19 protein-coding genes are annotated in these 16,583 nt (G+C 60.6%); 14 read left to right on the forward strand and 5 right to left on the reverse strand.

The features are described from left to right. Positions 1–207 precede the first annotated feature (207 nt). Positions 208–1,170, reverse strand: a complete 963-nt coding sequence (gene mdh, locus ACR0JN_RS13345; RefSeq protein ID WP_480886206.1) for a malate dehydrogenase — start codon at positions 1,168–1,170, stop codon at positions 208–210. 161 nt (positions 1,171–1,331) lie between these two features. Between mdh and ACR0JN_RS13350 the strand changes: the two genes are divergently transcribed. Further along, on the forward strand, positions 1,332–2,087 hold the full coding sequence (locus ACR0JN_RS13350; RefSeq protein ID WP_480886209.1) for a sulfite exporter TauE/SafE family protein: 756 nt from the start codon (positions 1,332–1,334) through the stop codon (positions 2,085–2,087). Here ACR0JN_RS13350 and ACR0JN_RS13355 read toward each other — a convergent pair. Then, positions 2,084–2,380 carry a hypothetical protein gene (locus tag ACR0JN_RS13355; RefSeq protein ID WP_480886212.1) on the reverse strand — a complete coding sequence of 99 codons (297 nt, stop codon included), beginning with the start codon at positions 2,378–2,380 and terminating at the stop codon, positions 2,084–2,086. The genes ACR0JN_RS13350 and ACR0JN_RS13355 overlap by 4 nt on opposite strands. Positions 2,381–2,550: 170 nt before the next feature. Here ACR0JN_RS13355 and ACR0JN_RS13360 point away from each other — a divergent pair, with 170 nt between their 5' ends. The 12 genes from ACR0JN_RS13360 (at position 2,551) to ACR0JN_RS13415 (ending at position 11,809) form a co-directional block, all read left to right on the forward strand. Further along, positions 2,551–3,408 (forward strand): HpcH/HpaI aldolase/citrate lyase family protein, encoded by an 858-nt coding sequence (locus ACR0JN_RS13360; RefSeq protein ID WP_480886214.1) that lies wholly within the window; start codon positions 2,551–2,553, stop codon positions 3,406–3,408. A 7-nt stretch (positions 3,409–3,415) separates the two neighbouring features. Further along, positions 3,416–3,970, forward strand: a complete 555-nt coding sequence (locus ACR0JN_RS13365; protein ID WP_480886216.1) for an NnrU family protein — start codon at positions 3,416–3,418, stop codon at positions 3,968–3,970. 12 nt (positions 3,971–3,982) lie between these two features. After that, complete coding sequence (locus tag ACR0JN_RS13370; RefSeq protein ID WP_480886217.1) at positions 3,983–4,189, forward strand: DUF1737 domain-containing protein; 207 nt, start codon at positions 3,983–3,985, stop codon at positions 4,187–4,189. Beyond that, positions 4,186–5,214, forward strand: a complete 1,029-nt coding sequence (locus ACR0JN_RS13375; RefSeq protein ID WP_480886448.1) for a MaoC family dehydratase — start codon at positions 4,186–4,188, stop codon at positions 5,212–5,214. The genes ACR0JN_RS13370 and ACR0JN_RS13375 overlap by 4 nt, the downstream gene beginning before the upstream one ends. Positions 5,215–5,279: 65 nt before the next feature. Next, the gene (locus tag ACR0JN_RS13380) at positions 5,280–5,942 is read left to right on the forward strand and encodes a DUF1194 domain-containing protein (protein ID WP_480886219.1); all 663 of its coding nucleotides are present in this window, start codon (positions 5,280–5,282) and stop codon (positions 5,940–5,942) included. A gap of 214 nt (positions 5,943–6,156) precedes the next feature. Further along, positions 6,157–6,543, forward strand: coding sequence for a succinate dehydrogenase, cytochrome b556 subunit (gene sdhC, locus ACR0JN_RS13385; protein WP_480817640.1), 387 nt, complete (start codon positions 6,157–6,159; stop codon positions 6,541–6,543). A gap of 12 nt (positions 6,544–6,555) precedes the next feature. Continuing rightward, positions 6,556–6,927, forward strand: a complete 372-nt coding sequence (gene sdhD, locus ACR0JN_RS13390; RefSeq protein WP_480614225.1) for a succinate dehydrogenase, hydrophobic membrane anchor protein — start codon at positions 6,556–6,558, stop codon at positions 6,925–6,927. Between the two features lie 18 nt (positions 6,928–6,945). Next, positions 6,946–8,751, forward strand: a complete 1,806-nt coding sequence (sdhA, locus tag ACR0JN_RS13395; protein WP_480886221.1) for a succinate dehydrogenase flavoprotein subunit — start codon at positions 6,946–6,948, stop codon at positions 8,749–8,751. 85 nt (positions 8,752–8,836) lie between these two features. Further along, positions 8,837–9,463 carry a sulfotransferase gene (locus ACR0JN_RS13400; RefSeq protein WP_480886223.1) on the forward strand — a complete coding sequence of 209 codons (627 nt, stop codon included), beginning with the start codon at positions 8,837–8,839 and terminating at the stop codon, positions 9,461–9,463. A 13-nt stretch (positions 9,464–9,476) separates the two neighbouring features. Then, entirely contained in the window at positions 9,477–10,256 is a 780-nt protein-coding gene (locus ACR0JN_RS13405; protein WP_480886225.1) for a succinate dehydrogenase iron-sulfur subunit, read from the forward strand. Between the two features lie 87 nt (positions 10,257–10,343). Beyond that, positions 10,344–10,592: a hypothetical protein gene (locus ACR0JN_RS13410; protein ID WP_480886227.1), complete on the forward strand. Its 249-nt coding sequence runs from the start codon at positions 10,344–10,346 to the stop codon at positions 10,590–10,592. Positions 10,593–10,945: 353 nt separating this feature from the next. Continuing rightward, entirely contained in the window at positions 10,946–11,809 is an 864-nt protein-coding gene (locus ACR0JN_RS13415; protein WP_480886229.1) for an urea carboxylase-associated family protein, read from the forward strand. Here the strand turns inward: ACR0JN_RS13415 and deoD are convergent, their stop codons facing one another. The 3 genes from deoD to ACR0JN_RS13430 all read right to left on the reverse strand — a co-directional run bounded on the left by deoD (position 11,810) and on the right by ACR0JN_RS13430 (position 14,949). Continuing rightward, positions 11,810–12,520 (reverse strand): purine-nucleoside phosphorylase, encoded by a 711-nt coding sequence (gene deoD / locus ACR0JN_RS13420; RefSeq protein WP_480817634.1) that lies wholly within the window; start codon positions 12,518–12,520, stop codon positions 11,810–11,812. It lies immediately after the preceding gene. A gap of 18 nt (positions 12,521–12,538) precedes the next feature. Further along, complete coding sequence (locus ACR0JN_RS13425; protein WP_480817633.1) at positions 12,539–12,856, reverse strand: H-NS histone family protein; 318 nt, start codon at positions 12,854–12,856, stop codon at positions 12,539–12,541. Positions 12,857–12,981: 125 nt separating this feature from the next. Continuing rightward, positions 12,982–14,949 carry a protein meaA gene (locus tag ACR0JN_RS13430; protein ID WP_480886231.1) on the reverse strand — a complete coding sequence of 656 codons (1,968 nt, stop codon included), beginning with the start codon at positions 14,947–14,949 and terminating at the stop codon, positions 12,982–12,984. Between the two features lie 144 nt (positions 14,950–15,093). On the opposite strand from ACR0JN_RS13430, the gene ACR0JN_RS13435 reads away from it, so the two are divergent. Then, positions 15,094–16,482, forward strand: coding sequence for a 1-acyl-sn-glycerol-3-phosphate acyltransferase (locus ACR0JN_RS13435; protein WP_480886233.1), 1,389 nt, complete (start codon positions 15,094–15,096; stop codon positions 16,480–16,482). The last annotated feature ends 101 nt before the right edge of the window (positions 16,483–16,583 follow it).

Genomic DNA, 16,583 nt, shown 5'->3' on the forward strand with positions numbered 1-16,583 from the left:
CCATATTTGTGATCACAGGTTTTTGGGGTGTGATCACAAAGAAAAAAGCAATGCTTGGGATGATTCGTCGTCTGGCCAGCTCCGCCGGAAAACACATTCAAAAAAGGCGTTTGCGACGTTTGCGCCAACATTCTGGGCCGGATGCGGTAGCCGCAAATGAAAACCGGCCCAGATGAGGGCCGGTTTCAAAATCGTCTGGCGGTTGCCTTAGGCCAGCGAGTTATCAATGCCCTTACAGGCCTCAATCAAACCCTTAACCGCGTTCACCGAGTTGTCGAAACCGGCCTGTTCTTCGTCGTTCAGCTTGATGTTGACCACCCGCTCGATGCCGCCGGCACCGATGACGGTCGGGACGCCCACATACATGCCCTTGACGCCCAGCTCGCCATCGCAATAGGCGGCGCAGGGCAGGACGCGTTTCTGGTCTTTCAGATAGGCCTCGGCCATTTCGATTGCCGAGGTGGCAGGCGCATAGAAGGCCGAGCCGGTTTTCAGCAGACCCACGATTTCGGCACCGCCGTCACGGGTGCGCTGCACGATGGCGTCCAGCTTGTCCTGCGTGGTCCAACCCATCTCGACCAGATCGGGGAGGGGGATACCGGCGACGGTGGAATAGCGCACCGACGGCACCATGGTGTCGCCGTGGCCGCCCAGAACGAACGCGGTGACGTCGCGCATCGAGACGTTGAACTCTTCCGACAGGAAATGCGCGAAACGACCCGAATCCAGAACGCCCGCCATACCGCAGACCTTGTTATGCGGCAGGCCCGAGAATTCACGCAGCGCCCAGACCATCGCGTCCAGCGGGTTGGTGATGCAGATGACGAACGCATCCGGCGCGTTGGCGGCGATGCCTTCGCCGACCGACTTCATGACCTTCAGGTTGATGCCCAGCAGGTCGTCGCGGCTCATGCCCGGTTTGCGGGGGACGCCGGCGGTGACGATGCAGACGTCCGCGCCTGCGATGTCCGCGTAGGACTGGGTGCCCTTCAGCTTGGCGTCGAACCCTTCCGAGGGGCCGGATTCCGCGATGTCCAGGGCCTTGCCTTCGGGGGTGCCTTCGGCGATGTCGAACAGGACGACGTCGCCCAGTTCTTTCATTGCTGCGAGGTGGGCGAGCGTGCCGCCGATCTGACCTGCGCCGATCAGCGCGATCTTGGGTCTGGCCATTTGGAATATCTCCGATGGGTTTTGAAATCGCGGATGTGCTAGTCGCAAATCGGGCGCTGCGCAAGCCTGTCGCAGCGTGGCATACAACCGCATACCGTTTGCGCTGCCCCTGCCGGTTGCGCTAAACCGCCTGCAACACATGCCTATTCGCGGGATGCCGGATGTTCGAGATGAACCTGATGTTTTTTGCCGTGGCAATCCCGGCGGTGATCTTCGCCGGGATATCCAAAGGCGGGTTTGGCTCGGGGGTGGCCTTTGCGTCTTCGTCGATTCTGGCGCTGATCCTGACGCCCGGGCAGGCGCTGGCGCTGATGCTGCCGATCCTGATGGTGATCGATGTGGCCACGCTGAAACCCTATTGGAAGCGCTGGAGCTGGCCGGATTCCCGCCTGCTGATCCTGGGCGCGGTGCCCGGCGTGGCGCTGGGCGCGTGGCTCTATCGCGCGACCGATGACGATCTGCTGCGTCTGCTGATCGGAGGCATTTCGGTCGGCTTCGTGATCTGGCACGTGGCCCAGTCCAAAGGCTGGATCAGGGGTTTTGCCAACCGCCTGCCGCCCCCGGCTGGCCTGTTCGCGGGGCTGGTTGCCGGGTTCACCAGCTTTGTCAGCCACGCAGGCGGCCCGCCCGCCGCCGTCTATCTGCTGTCGCAACGCCTGACAAAGACCGAGTTTCAGGCCTCGACCGTGCTGGTCTTCTGGGTGATCAACGCGGTGAAATTCGTGCCCTTCGCCTATCTGGGCCTGTTCACATGGCACACCGCGTTGGCGGATCTGCTGTTGACCCCCTTCGCCATCCTTGGTGCATGGCTGGGCGTCCGGGCGCATTTCATGCTGTCCGAACGCCTGTTTTTCGGCATCGCTTACGTGCTGCTGACCCTGACCGGCAGCAAGCTGATCTGGGACGCCCTCGCTTAAGCGTTGGGGGGCAGCGCTTCGGCCAGCGCCTCGAAGGACTGGCCGGTGGCGATCAGGCAGGTCACCCCATCCGGCAAGGTCACGGTAATGGTCCAGCTTCCCGTCCGGTCCGAGGCAAAGACCTCCATCATCGCGCCCTGCCGCGCGATGCCGATGGCGCGGCGCGTCTCGCCATAGGTCTCGGCCAGCCGCCCGATTACATCCGCCCGCGGCGCGCAAGTCTGCGCCCGGACCTGTTGCGCGGCCAGCACCATGATCCCCAGCCCCATCGTCATCTTGATCAGCGTTTTCATCCGCAACCCCTTTCGATTCCCTTTCGCCATCAGGGTGCGCGCCACAGACCGAAATCCGGTTAACCCAACGCGCGTTGCACCGCATATGCTGCAACGCGGCGATTTTCCTCTTGAACTTTCCGCCAAAAAATGCCCCATTTCGCGCAACTTTATTTCAAAGGGAGAGGCCCGTGGACCCTCGTCAACGCCCCTATCGTTCCGTTCTCTATATCCCTGGCTCGCGCAACCGAGCGCTGGACAAGGCGCGCAGCCTGCCGGTGGACGCGATCATTTTCGACCTCGAAGATGCGGTTGCCGCCGATGAAAAGGAAAACGCACGTGCCACGCTGGGGGCCGCGCTGGCCGCCGGAGGCTATGGCGCGCGGGTCAAGATCGTGCGGATCAACGGGCTGGATACAGAATGGGGGGCCGCCGATGCCGCCACTGTGCGCGACATGGGCGCGGATGTGGTCCTTTTGCCCAAGGTGGAATCGCCCGATCATGTGGATGCGCTGGCGGCGATCACCGGCGATCTGCCCGTTTGGGCGATGATGGAAACCCCGCGCGGGATGCTGAACGCCGCCCAGATCGCGGCCCATCCGCTGATGGCGGGGTTTGTCATGGGCACCAACGATCTGGCCAAGGACCTGCGGACCCGGTTCCGCCCCGACCGCCTGCCGATGATGACGGCGCTGGGCCTGTGTCTGCTGGCCGCCCGGGCCGAGGGGCTGGTTATCGTCGACGGGGTCTATAATGCCTTCAAGGATACCGAAGGTCTGGCTGCCGAATGTGAACAGGGCCGCGACATGGGCTTTGACGGCAAGACGCTGATCCACCCCGCGCAGGTCGATATCGCCAACGCCGCCTTCGCGCCGTCCGCGGACGAAGTCGATCTGGCCCGCCGCCAGATTGCCGCCTTTGACGATGCTCAGGCACAGGGGCAGGGGGTTGCGGTGGTCGATGGCAGGATCGTTGAAAATCTGCACGTTGTAACTGCCCGCGAAACTCTGGCAAAAGCAGAGGCGATAACAGCTTTGCAAGCGGGGTAGGCCAGCGATGGGTTTTGTTCTTCTGATCCTTGGTGTGGCGCTGTGGTGGGCCGCACATCTGTTCAAACGCGTGATGCCCGAACGGCGCGCGGCGATGGGCGACGCGGGCAAGGGCGCGGTGGCGCTGGCGCTGGTCGCGGCGGTGCTGCTGATGATCTTCGGCTATCGCATGACCGACACCGTCTTTGTCTGGGCCCCGCCCAGTTTCATGGTGCATATCAACAACCTGCTGGTGCTGATCGCGATCTGGATGATGAGCCCCGCAGGCCAGAAAGGCCGCCTGCTGCACCGGATGCGTCACCCGCAACTGGCCGGGTTCCGCGCCTGGGCCTTTGCGCATCTGCTGGTCAATGGCGATCTGGCTTCAATCATCCTGTTCGGCGGATTGTTCCTGTGGGCCATGGCCGAGGTGGTGGTGATCAACCGCGCCCAGCCCAATTGGGACCCGGGCGAACCCGGCACCTATGGCAAGGACGCGATGTTCTTTGTCGCCTCGATCGTGTTGTTCGTCATCATCGGCTATATCCACGGGCTTGTCGGCCCCTCGCCCTTCCCCTCGTAAGGAGCTGACATCATGGCGAAACTCTATCGCTTGCTGACCGAGGAAGACACGTCCGCCTTCTGCCACAAGGTCTCGGACGCGCTGGCCAAGGGGTGGTCGCTGTATGGTGATCCCTCTTATGCCTTTGATGCGGCCAACAACGTCATGCGCTGCGCGCAGGCTGTAACCAAAGAGGTTGCCGCCGACTACTCCCCCGACATGAAACTGGGACAGCAATAATGAAAACCAATCCGGGCCGTTTTTTCGAGGATTACACAGTCGGACAGGTGCTGCATCACGCAATACCCCGCACCGTGACGGATGGCGAGCGCGCTTTGTATCACGCGCTCTACCCCGCGCGCCACGCGCTCTATTCCTCGGATGAATTCGCCCGGAATTGTGGCCTGCCGCAAAGCCCGATCGATGATCTGGCGGCGTTTCACGTGGTCTTTGGCAAAACGGTTCCCGATATCTCGCTGAATGCGGTCGCCAATCTGGGCTATGCCGAGGGGCGCTGGCTGCAGCCGGTCTATCCCGGCGATACCCTGCGCGCCGAATCTCAGGTGATCGGGTTGAAACAGAACTCGAACGGCAAGACCGGCGTGGTCTGGGTCCGCACTCGCGGTCTGAACCAGCGCGACGAGGTGGTGATCGAATATGTGCGCTGGGTGATGGTGCGCAAATCGAACCTCGACGCCCCCGCGCCGGAAACGGTGGTGCCCGATCTGAAACCGGCGCTTGCGGTGGATGATCTGGTGGTGCCGCAGGGCCTCGATTTTTCGGCCTATGACTTCGCTCAAGCGGGTGAGGCGCATCGCTGGGGCGATTACGAAATCGGCGAAACCATCGACCATGTGGACGGCGTCACCGTGGAAGAGGCCGAGCACATGCTGGCCACCCGCCTCTGGCAGAACACCGCCAAGGTGCATTTCGACCTGACTTTCCGCCCCGAAGGCAGGCTGATTTACGGGGGGCATGTTATTTCAATGGCCCGGACCCTGTCGTTCAATGGTCTGGCAAACGCGCAGATGATCGCAGGCCTGAACGGCGGAGCCCATGCCAACCCCTGTTTCGCGGGCGATACGATCAAAGCGTGGTCTGAGGTTCTGGACAGGGCCGAAACCGGCGTTCCGGGCGTGGGTGCATTGCGCCTGCGTCTGGTGGCGACCAAGGGTGGCACGCCGTTTGAACTGCGGGGTGCCGATGGCAAGTACCTGCCGGACGTGCTGCTGGACCTCGACTACTGGGCGCTGATGCCGATCTGATCCCGTCGCGCGTGTCACGAGATTCTGAGGAAGGCAGGGCGTTTCATCCGTGCTAACCTTGGGTCATGGTCCTGCTTCGCTCTCTTGCTGCTTGCGTTTTCTTAGCCCCATCCGCTTGGGCCTGTGAACTTGCGTTGGCGCTGGCCGTGGACGTGTCGGGTTCGGTCGACAGCAAGGAATACCGCATTCAGATGGATGGCCTGGCCACCGGTCTGCGCGATCCGGCGGTGTCCGAGGCGCTGGTGCGGGGACAGGCGCAATTGATGCTGGTTCAGTGGACCGGTGCCTCGCGCCAAAGGACCACGATCCCCTGGACCCGGATCGACAGTTTTGAGGCACTGGACAGCTTCGCAGATCAGGTGGCCGCCGACCCAAGGGTCTGGCGCAACTTCTCGACGGCCATAGGCGAGGCGCTTGAATCCACGATGGCCAGCTTCGATGCCGTGTCAGATTGCAAACGTCTGCTGATTGATATCTCGGGCGACGGTATATCGAACGAAGGGGTCGAGCCGACACAGGTTCACAGTCTTCTGCGCAGCCGGGGCGTGACGGTGAATGCCATCGCCATCGAAGAAAGCGAACCCGACCTGACGGCGTATTTCTTTGAAAATGTGATCGTCGGCGAAGGGGCCTTTGTGGTCTCGGCCGCTGGATTTGACGATTACCCCGAGCGAATAAGAAAAAAGCTTCTGCGCGAAGTGACGCAGCAAACGGCGGCCTTGAAATAAGGCGGCGCAGATTCGTGATCACATTGCTTTGGCCTTGAAATCGCTAACATTGAAAGGACGGAATGAGTTTTGTGATCACGAGTTTATTTTGTGTGATCACATAGCGCGACATTCTGCCGTTTTGCGGCGAAATTACCCTTTTCTGCACCTGCAGCACGTGACAGACGTGGAAAAAACAGTAAAACCTTCGGAAGCCAACCGAAAAGGAGCCGCCATGGCCGATGTTAATCGGGGCAACCGCCCGTTATCGCCTCATCTGTCGATCTACCGTCCACAGCTGACGTCGGTCACATCCATCCTGACGCGCATCACCGGAAACGCCCTGATCGTCGCGGGGCTGTTGATTGTCTGGTGGTTCCTCGCTGCGGCGACCTCGCCCGAGGCTTTTGCTGTTGCGAATGGCGTGATCACCTCGGTTCTCGGCGATCTGGTTATGGCGCTGTCGGTCTGGGGCATCTGGTATCACGCACTGGCGGGCATTCGTCATCTGATCTGGGACAGCGCCGTTGGTCTGGATCTGCCCACAGCGACCAAGCTGGGCTGGGCGGTTGTCATCGGCTCGGTCGTGCTGACCCTTCTCACCCTGCTGATCGTCGCGTAAAGGAGGCCTGATATGCGTTATCTGACAGACCGCAAGCGCGCGATGGGCCTGGGATCGGCCAAGGCGGGGACGGCTCATTTCTGGCGGATGAAGGTCAGCTCGGTGGCTTTGCTGATCCTTGTCCCGCTGTTCATCTTCACATTCGGCCCGGTTCTGGGTCAGCCCTATGACGTGGTGCTGGATTACTATTCGCGCCCCTTCCCGGCGATTGTCGCGGCGCTGACCTTGGGGGTCGGGTTCAAACACTTTGCCGAAGGCGCGCAGGTGATGCTTGAGGACTATGTCCACGGCACCATGGAGAAGGTGCTGATCATCCTGACTACCTGCCTGTCCTACGGCGCGGCTGCGGCTGGCATCTTCGCCATCGCGCGCATCGCCCTTTAATTCCCGGAGCTGAAAGAAATGGCTGCATACGAATACGAAACGCATGAATATGACGTGGTTGTGGTCGGTGCCGGTGGCGCCGGGCTGCGGGCGACGTTGGGTATGGCGGAACAGGGGTTGCGCACCGCTTGTGTGACCAAGGTGTTCCCGACCCGCTCGCACACCGTTGCCGCGCAGGGCGGCATCGCGGCGTCGCTGTCGAACATGGGCCCCGACCACTGGCAGTGGCATATGTATGACACCGTCAAAGGTTCGGACTGGTTGGGTGATACCGACGCGATGGAATACTTGGCGCGTGAGGCCCCCAAAGCGGTGTATGAGCTGGAACATTACGGCGTGCCGTTCAGCCGCACAGAAGAGGGCAAGATCTATCAGCGTCCCTTTGGCGGCCATACCACCGAGTTCGGCGAAGGCCCCGCGGTGCAGCGGACCTGTGCCGCCGCCGACCGGACTGGGCATGCGATCCTGCACACGCTGTATGGGCAGTCGCTGAAAAACAACGCTGAATTCTATATCGAATACTTTGCCATCGACCTGATCATGTCCGATGACGGGCAGTGTCAGGGCGTCGTCTGCTGGAAGCTGGACGATGGCACGATGCATGTGTTCAACGCCAAGATGGTGGTGCTTGCGACCGGTGGTTATGGCCGGGCTTATTTCAGCGCAACCTCGGCCCATACCTGCACCGGCGACGGCGGCGGCATGGTGGCTCGTGCGGGTCTGGCCCTGCAGGATATGGAATTCGTGCAGTTCCACCCGACCGGCATCTACGGCTCGGGCTGCCTGATCACCGAAGGGGCCCGGGGCGAGGGCGGATACCTGACCAACTCGGAAGGTGAGCGGTTCATGGAGCGTTACGCGCCCCAATACAAGGACCTTGCGCCGCGCGATTATGTCAGCCGCTCCATGACCATGGAAATCCGCGAAGGGCGCGGCCACGGCGATGACGGCGACCATATCCACCTGAACCTGAGCCACCTGCCCGCCGAGGCGTTGGCCGAACGCCTGCCGGGCATCTCGGAATCCGCCCGCGTATTTGCCGGTGTGGATGTCACCAAGGAACCGATCCCGGTTCTGCCGACCGTGCATTACAACATGGGCGGCATTCCGACCAACTATTGGGGCGAGGTTCTGAACCCCACCGCCGACAACCCGACCGCCGTGGTCCCCGGCCTGATGGCCGTGGGTGAGGCCGGATGTGCCTCGGTCCACGGAGCAAATCGGTTGGGGTCAAACTCACTGATCGATCTTGTGGTGTTTGGCCGCGCGGCGGCGATCCGGGCGGGCAAGGTGGTTGATGCCGCCGCGCCGAACCCGGTGCTGAACCAGGCCTCGGTCGACAAAGCCTTTGACCGGTTCGACGCCGTGCGCAACGCGAGTGGCGCGGTTCCGACCGCCGATCTGCGCCTTGAGATGCAGAAGACCATGCAGCAGGACGCGGCCGTGTTCCGCACCGCCAAGACCATGGCGGAAGGGGTCGAGAAGATGACCGCGATTGCCGCCAAGATGGATGATCTGCAGGTTTCGGACCGCTCGCTGGTCTGGAACAGCGATCTGATGGAATCGCTGGAACTGACCAACCTGATGCCAAGCGCGCTCGCTACCATCGTCGGTGCCGAAGCGCGCAAGGAATCCCGTGGTGCCCATGCGCATGAGGATTTCACCGAACGCGATGACGAGAACTGGCGCGTCCACACCGTAAGCCGGGTTGAGGGCAACACCGTTGAACTCAGCTATCGCCCGGTCATTGTAGATCCGCTGACCACCGAGGATGAAGGCGGCATCAGCCTCAAGAAAATCGCGCCCAAGGCGCGGACGTTCTAAGGGGCGAAGCAGTGGTGCGCAGGCGTCATAGACAAGCAGGTACAGCGCACGGACCTCGTGCGCTGTGCCTTGCCGGGTGCGCCTCATGACCGTTGAAGTCCTGCAGCCCACCGGAAGCGATCCCAAAATCCTGCTGATCGGTCTGAACCGCTGTGCGACGACCTCGTTCCACAAGCTGTTTCAGGCCAGTGGGATTCCGTCGGTGCATTGGGTGGACGACCTGGGCGACAATCTTGCGCAGCGGATGATGACGAATATCGCCATGGGCCGCAAACCGCTGGACGGGTTCGGCGCAACTCGCGCCTTTGCCGATCTGGCCTTTGTCAACGGGCGCTTCATGCTGGACGGCACGCGGTTCTTTCGCGAATTGCATGCGGCCTACCCGGATGCCTATTTCCTGCTGAACACGCGCAACCGCGATGACTGGATAGCCTCGCGCGCGCGGCATTCGAATGGCGGATATCTCGAACGCTGCCGCAAGGCCAATGGCCAGACAGCGGATGAGGTAAAAAGGGGATGGGCGCGCATGTATGACGTGCACCATGCTGAGGTTGAGACCTATTTCGACGGCAATCCCCGGTTCCTGCGCTTTGACATTGATGAGGACGCGCCGCAGGCAATCGCGGACTGGCTCTCATCCGATTTTGATGTGAACATTGCCCATTGGGGGCACTATAATCGCGGCGCGTCCAGACGCGCCCGGACAGGCTGAATGGAGAATTGAGATGGTTCAACTGACCCTGCCCAAGAATTCCCGGATCACCACCGGTAAGTCCTGGCCCAAGCCGGAAGGTGCCACCAATGTGCGCAAGTTCCAGATTTACCGCTGGAACCCGGATGATGGGCAGAACCCGCGCGTGGATACCTATTTCGTCGATATGGACACCTGCGGCCCGATGGTTCTGGACGCGCTGATCAAGATCAAGAACGAGATCGACCCCACCCTGACCTTCCGCCGCTCCTGCCGCGAGGGCATCTGCGGCTCCTGCGCGATGAATATCGACGGGATCAACACGCTGGCCTGTATCTATGGCATGGATGAGATCAAGGGCGACGTGAAAATCTATCCGCTGCCGCATATGCCGGTGGTCAAGGACCTGATCCCTGACCTGACCCATTTCTATGCCCAGCATGCCTCGATAATGCCGTGGCTGGAGACCAAGACCAACCGTCCGGCGAAGGAGTGGAAGCAGTCCATCGAGGATCGCCGTAAGCTGGATGGGCTTTATGAATGTGTGATGTGCGCCAGCTGTTCGACCTCGTGCCCAAGCTACTGGTGGAACGGCGACCGCTACCTTGGCCCCGCCGCCTTGCTACACGCCTATCGCTGGATCATCGACAGCCGCGATGAAGCAACGGGTGAACGTCTGGATGAGCTTGAGGACCCGTTCAAACTCTATCGCTGCCACACGATCATGAACTGCGCCAAGACCTGTCCCAAAGGGCTGAACCCGGCCAAGGCGATTGCCGAGATCAAGAAGATGATGGTGGAACGCGCCGTCTGATCACAGCCAAAGAAATTATGCGAACCCGGGATGGAAACTTCCCGGTTTTTTCGTGTTATGCGGGCATTGAAATATCGGAGAATATCAATGACTCAAACACTACTGAAGGCTCTGTCCGTTGCTGCAATCGCCGTTCTTTCGGCGTGCGGTAGTTCGGGCAGTGATCGGGCGGATCTTGTTTTCAAGCAGGTGGAATGCGCCAGCCAAGCTGGAATTGAAGGTTCATTCACGACCCAATACACCCTTCAGGACGGCAAACAAACCGAGGTCTTTGTTCCAGGCAATGGCATCACCGAAGCGCAGGCCGCCAAAGCGAACGCTTGTATGGCGGCGTAGCCCGCAGCGATATTCAAGGTCGGCAGCCATGCCGGCCTTAACTCCGACAACACCAAAGCGGCCTGATCAAAGGATTGCGCACTTGATTTCCCGAAGGTGATCGGCAAAGCAGAGATATGCCTGTCCTTTTGCTTTTGCTGGCCGCCGGTGTCTTTGCCTATTTCTTGTGGCGATCCCGCACGTCCTCGTTGACGCGCGATTGCCGCTGGCGCGAGCACCGGAAAGAAGGCCAGTGGCGTTGCAGCTTTTGCGGCGCAGTGTCGCAATCCGATTCCGAACCGACCAAATGCCTGAAAGGGCAGGGGTAGCGGAGGGGCTTTTCCGGCGGCGCGAACTGGGCCAGTGTTGGCGCCATGACCGAATCTCAGAACCCAGCCCAACCGCCGAAAGACGCCGCAGCCCGCCGTGCCGTCGCGCCTGTGATCTGCTATCCTAGCGACGATCTGCCTCCGCCGGATCTGACGCTGTACCAAACCGCACGCAGCACAGCGCAAAAGACGGGCGAGGTGCTGATCCCGCCGCGAGAGGCGCGCTGTTTCGAAGTGCCCGCCGGGTATTTCTTTCGCATCACCTCGGTCGAGGGGCCACAGGTAGGCGATCTGAACCTGTGGAACCTGAACGACCTGTCCGAACGGTTCTATTCCGGCAAAACCCGCGCGCTGCACGGCACCCACCTGACGACCGGCGAGCGGATGTGGTCCAGCTTTCCGCATATGCGTCCGATGGCGACGATCACCGCGGATACGCTGGGGTGGTATGGCATTGATGAGTATGGCGGTTCGGTCCATGACGTGATCGGCACCCGATGCGATCCTTATACGGGCAACCTGCTATCTGGAACGCAGTACCACCATTGTTGCCATTCAAACCTGACCCGCGCGCTGGCCGATCATCAGGGCATCCCCCTGGCGCAGGCGGAACCGGCGGTGCATGATGTGCTGAACGTGTTCATGTGCACCGGCTTTACGCGCGATACCGGGCAGTATTTCATGAAAGCCTCACCCGTGCGCCCGGGCGATTACCTTGAGTTCTTCGCCGAGATCGACCTGTTGGGCAATCTCAGCGCCTGTCCAGGTGGCGATTGCTCGTCCGAGCATTCCTCGGACACCGCCCCCTGCCACCCCCTGCTGGTCGAGGTCTTTGCCCCCGCCGAGGGTGCCTTGCAGGGATGGAGCAGCCCTGCGCGCAACGCCTATGATCGCACGCATGGGCTTTGATCAACTGGCGGGGAAGGCCGCCCCAAGCGCGATCTCGACCATGTCGCCAAAGCTGCGCTCGCGTTCGGATGCGGGCAGCGCCTCGCCGGTCAGCAGGTGGTCGGACACTGTCAGCACCGCCAGCGCCCGGCATTTGTGGCGCGCGGCGAGGATGTAAAGCTCGGCCGCTTCCATCTCGACACCTAAGATGCCGTGGCGCACCATCTGTTCGTTCAGGTCCGGGCGTTCATCATAGAACACGTCCGAGGAATATATGCCGCCCACATGGGTTGGCGTGCCCTTGGCTGCAGCCGCTTGTGCGGCGGCCTGCAGCAGACCCCAATCGGCGCAGGGGGCAAAGTTCATCTCTTTCATGATGCCGCGCGACGGGGTGCTGAGCGTGGTCGAGGTCATCGCCAGAATGACATCCCGCACATTGACACTGTCCTGCATTCCGCCGCAGGACCCGATGCGGATCAGCGTCTTTGCCCCGTAATCACGGATCAGTTCATTTACGTAGATCGACAGCGAGGGCATCCCCATGCCGCTGCCCTGAATGGTGACAGTATTTCCATTCCACGTACCGGTGAATCCCAGCATTCCGCGCACGTTATTGACTTGCTTAACGTCTTGCAAAAACGTCTCGGCCGCCCATTTCGCCCGATAAGGATCACCGGGCAAAAGAACGGTTTCCGCAATTTCGCCTTTTTCAGCGCCTATATGAATTGTCATTCTGAGACAAATCCTGTTTTAGATTTCCAACTCGGAAATATCTGCACCCGATTTCAATGCATCATGAACCCATTGCGGTTTGCGACCCCGACCGGTCCAGGTCTGGTCCGGCGCGGCGGGGTTGCGATATTTTGCCTTTGCTTTTGACCCCTTAGCGCTGCGCGGTGCGTCGTCCGACAATTCGGACAGAGAAAATCCGAATTCAGCGGCGGCCTTTTCAGCGGCTTTCCGTGCTTCCTGGCGTTCGCGTTTTTCGGCGCTTACCAGTGCTTTTTCAACGTTGTCGCGTAAACTTAGAAGCTCTTTTCGCGACATGCTTTCAAGATTGATCCCCATCATTCTTCTCCATACCTGTATTGAATCACGGCAAACATACCTGTCCGTATGAATTGCAAATGCCGGTATATTCCATTCCCGTTTAATCGGAAATAGGTATTCAGAGAATTAGGGTAAAGTGCTCGTTATTCCGCCGCGATGGATTGCGGGTCGACCAGAGTGACGATGTCCCCCATGATGGAATTCAACTCGAAATTCTTGGGCGTATAGATCTTCGCAACGCCCATCGATTTCAACTTTTCCGCGTCTTCATCGGGAATAATGCCGCCAACGATCACCGGAATATGCGCCAGCCCCGCGTCTTTCAGGCGGGTCATGACGTCCTGAACCAAAGGCAAATGACTGCCCGACAGGATTGACAGACCGATCACGTGGGCGTCGTCCTCGATCGCGGCGGTGACGATTTCCTCGGGCGTAAGGCGAATGCCCTCATAGCTGATGTCCATGCCGCAATCGCGGGCGCGGAAGGCGATCTGTTCGGCTCCGTTGGAATGCCCGTCCAGCCCCGGCTTGCCGACCAGGAATTTCAGGCGGCGGCCCAGCCGGTCGCTGGCTGCATCGACGGCGGCGCGCAGGTCATCCAGCCCTTCGGTCTTGTTCGAGACCGACCCCGACACGCCCGTTGGGCCGCGATAGGTGCCGTGTACTTTGCGCATCTCCTCGGCCCATTCGCCGGTGGTGGCCCCTGCCTTGGCGGCGGCAATGGACGGCTCCATCACGTTCGCCCCGGTTTGCGCCGCCTCGCGCAGCGCTGCCAGAGCCGCCGTGACCGCCGCGTCGTCGCGTTCGGCGCGCCACTCGTTCAAGCGGTTGATCTGATCCTGCTCGACCGCCGGATCGACCACCATGATGCCGCCGTCTTCGGTCTGCAGGGGCGACGGTTCGCCCTCGACCCATTTGTTGACGCCGACCACAACCGTTTCATTGCGCTCGATCCGGTTCAGGCGCTCGGCGTTTGAATCCACCAGACGGGATTTCATGTATTCGATCGACGCAACCGCGCCGCCCATCGAGTCCAGATTGGCCAGTTCGGCGCGCGCGCCTTCTTTCAGTTCCTCAACCTTGGCGTCCACGGCGGGGTTGCCGTCGAACAGGTCGCCATATTCCAGCAGGTCGGTCTCATAGGCCAGAATCTGCTGCATGCGCATCGACCATTGCTGATCCCACGGGCGCGGCAGGCCCAACGCCTCGTTCCACGCAGGCAGTTGCACCGCACGGGCGCGGGCTTTCTTGGATAGGGTCACGGCCAGCATTTCGATCAGGATGCGATAGACGTTGTTTTCCGGCTGCTGTTCGGTCAGCCCCAGCGAGTTCACCTGAACGCCATAGCGGAATCGGCGGAATTTGGGATCCTCGACGCCATAGCGTTGTTGCAGAATCTCATCCCAAAGATCGACAAAGGCGCGCATTTTGCACATTTCGGTGACAAAGCGAATGCCTGCATTCACGAAGAAGGAAATCCGACCGCACAGCGCGGGGAAATCCTCGGCAGGCACTCGGGGCCGCAGTTCGTCCAGCACAGCGATGGCGGTGGCCAGCGCATAGGCCAGTTCCTGTTCGGGCGTCGCGCCAGCCTCTTGCAGGTGATAGGAACACACGTTCATCGGGTTCCATTTCGGCACGTTGGTATAGCAATACTCGGCCACATCCGCGATCATCTTCAGCGAGGGCTTTGGCGGGCAGACATAGGTGCCCCGGCTCAGATATTCCTTGATCAGATCGTTCTGAACCGTGCCTTGCAGTTTGGACACATCCGCGCCCTGTTCTTCGGCCACCGCGATATACAACGCCAGCAGCCACGGCGCTGTCGCGTTGATCGTCATCGAGGTGTTCATCTGCTCCAACGGAATCTGATCGAACAGCACCCGCATGTCGCCCAGATGGCAAATCGGCACGCCCACCTTGCCGACCTCACCCCGCGCCAGCGTATGATCGCTGTCATATCCGGTTTGCGTCGGCAGATCGAAGGCCACGGACAGGCCGGTCTGACCTTTGGCCAGATTGCCGCGATACAGTTCGTTCGACGCCTTGGCGGTAGAATGACCGGCATAGGTTCGGATGAGCCAGGGGCGATCTTTCTGCGTCTGCGTCATAAAGGGCCTCGTTTTTCAGATGAGCAACAAAATTACGTACAAGGCCTCTAAAGCGCAATTTTCGGGACATGTCAATTCGCTGCGTTGCGGCATTCCCAGATTGTTCAGATTGTGAGCGTTCGCGATTGATGGCAGTGTGCAGTCATGACGCAGACCGTGGAACTTCCGCTTTGGCTTTTCGTGCTGATCGTGATCTTTGCCGCGGTCACGTTCGCGTCGCATTTCCTGTTTCCGTCGGTGCGCTGGTTCTTTCGGCGTCGTCTGGAACGGGCGGTTTCGCGGCTGAACAAAAGGCTGCAACGGCCGATCCAGCCATTCAAACTGGCACGCCGTCACGACATGATCCAGCGGCTGATCTATGATCCGCAGGTGGGTCAGGCGGTGCAGCAACATGCGCTGGAAGAAGGCATCCCCGAAGGCGTCGCCTCGGAAAAGGCGCGCCGCTATGCGCGCGAGATTGTGCCGTCTTTCTCGGCCTTTGCCTATTTCAGCTTCGCCATCCGTCTGGCGCGCCTGCTGAGCAACACCTTCTATGACGTGCGCCTGAGCTACGAAGACGAAGCGGCGGTGAAAGACATCGACCCGGACGCTACGGTTGTCTTTGTCATGAACCACCGCAGCAATATGGATTACGTGCTGGTGACTTATCTGGCGGCACAGCAATCGGCGCTGTCTTATGCGGTGGGTGAATGGGCGCGGGTCTGGCCGCTAAGCCGCCTGATAAGGGCGATGGGGGCTTATTTTATCCGCCGCAAGTCCGGCAACGAGCTTTATCGTCAAGTGCTGGCCAGCTATGTGCGCCACGCGACCGAGGCCGGCGTGACGCAAGCCATGTTTCCCGAAGGCGGCCTGAGCCTGACCGGGGCGTTGGGTCGCCCGAAGCTTGGATTGCTTAAATACATCATGGACGGAACCTCGCCCGATGGGCGGGACGTGGTGTTTGTGCCGGTGGCGCTGAATTACGACCGGGTGCTGGAGGATACCATTCTGACCCGCGCGGCGCTCGGGTCCGAGCGGCGGTTCCGGGCCCGGATCGGGGTCATCACCGGTTGGATACTGAAGCAGATCTGGCGCAGGCTGATTGGGCGGTACAAGCGGTTCGGGGTGGCCTCGGTCCGCTATGGCATGCCGATCTCGTTGCGGGAGTTTCGCGCGGGCAATGGCGAGGATGTGATGACTGACCTTGCGCGCGAACTGATGCGCCGTCTCGGCCGGGCCATCCCGGTGGTTCCCGTGCCTGCGGCCTGCGCGTTGCTGCGGGATAACCAGACCATGTCGGTGTCTGATGCACAGGCCCAGATCGAAGCCATGCTTGATCAGGACAACACCCAACCGGCAGCTTATGCTGAGGCGGTCTCTGCCGCGCTCGACATCCTGGTTGAACGCCGGATTCTGCTCCGGCAGGGGGACGTTCTGTCGCTGTCCGGTCAGCGCACGGACCTGCTGGAATACTATGCTGCATCGGTCCCGGACCGGTTGAAATTGGCTGACGCCGCACCTGCAAAAGAAAATTCTGCACCTGCTGGGTCATAAAATTACAATTTAGCGCCGAAAACGGTTGCATTATTGCGCAACGGCCAATATCCCATCATATGAAGCCTGCGATTCTGCGTCGCGGCAAAAGCAATGAGAAA

The sequence above is a fragment of the Ruegeria sp. G12 genome (assembly GCF_056533565.1).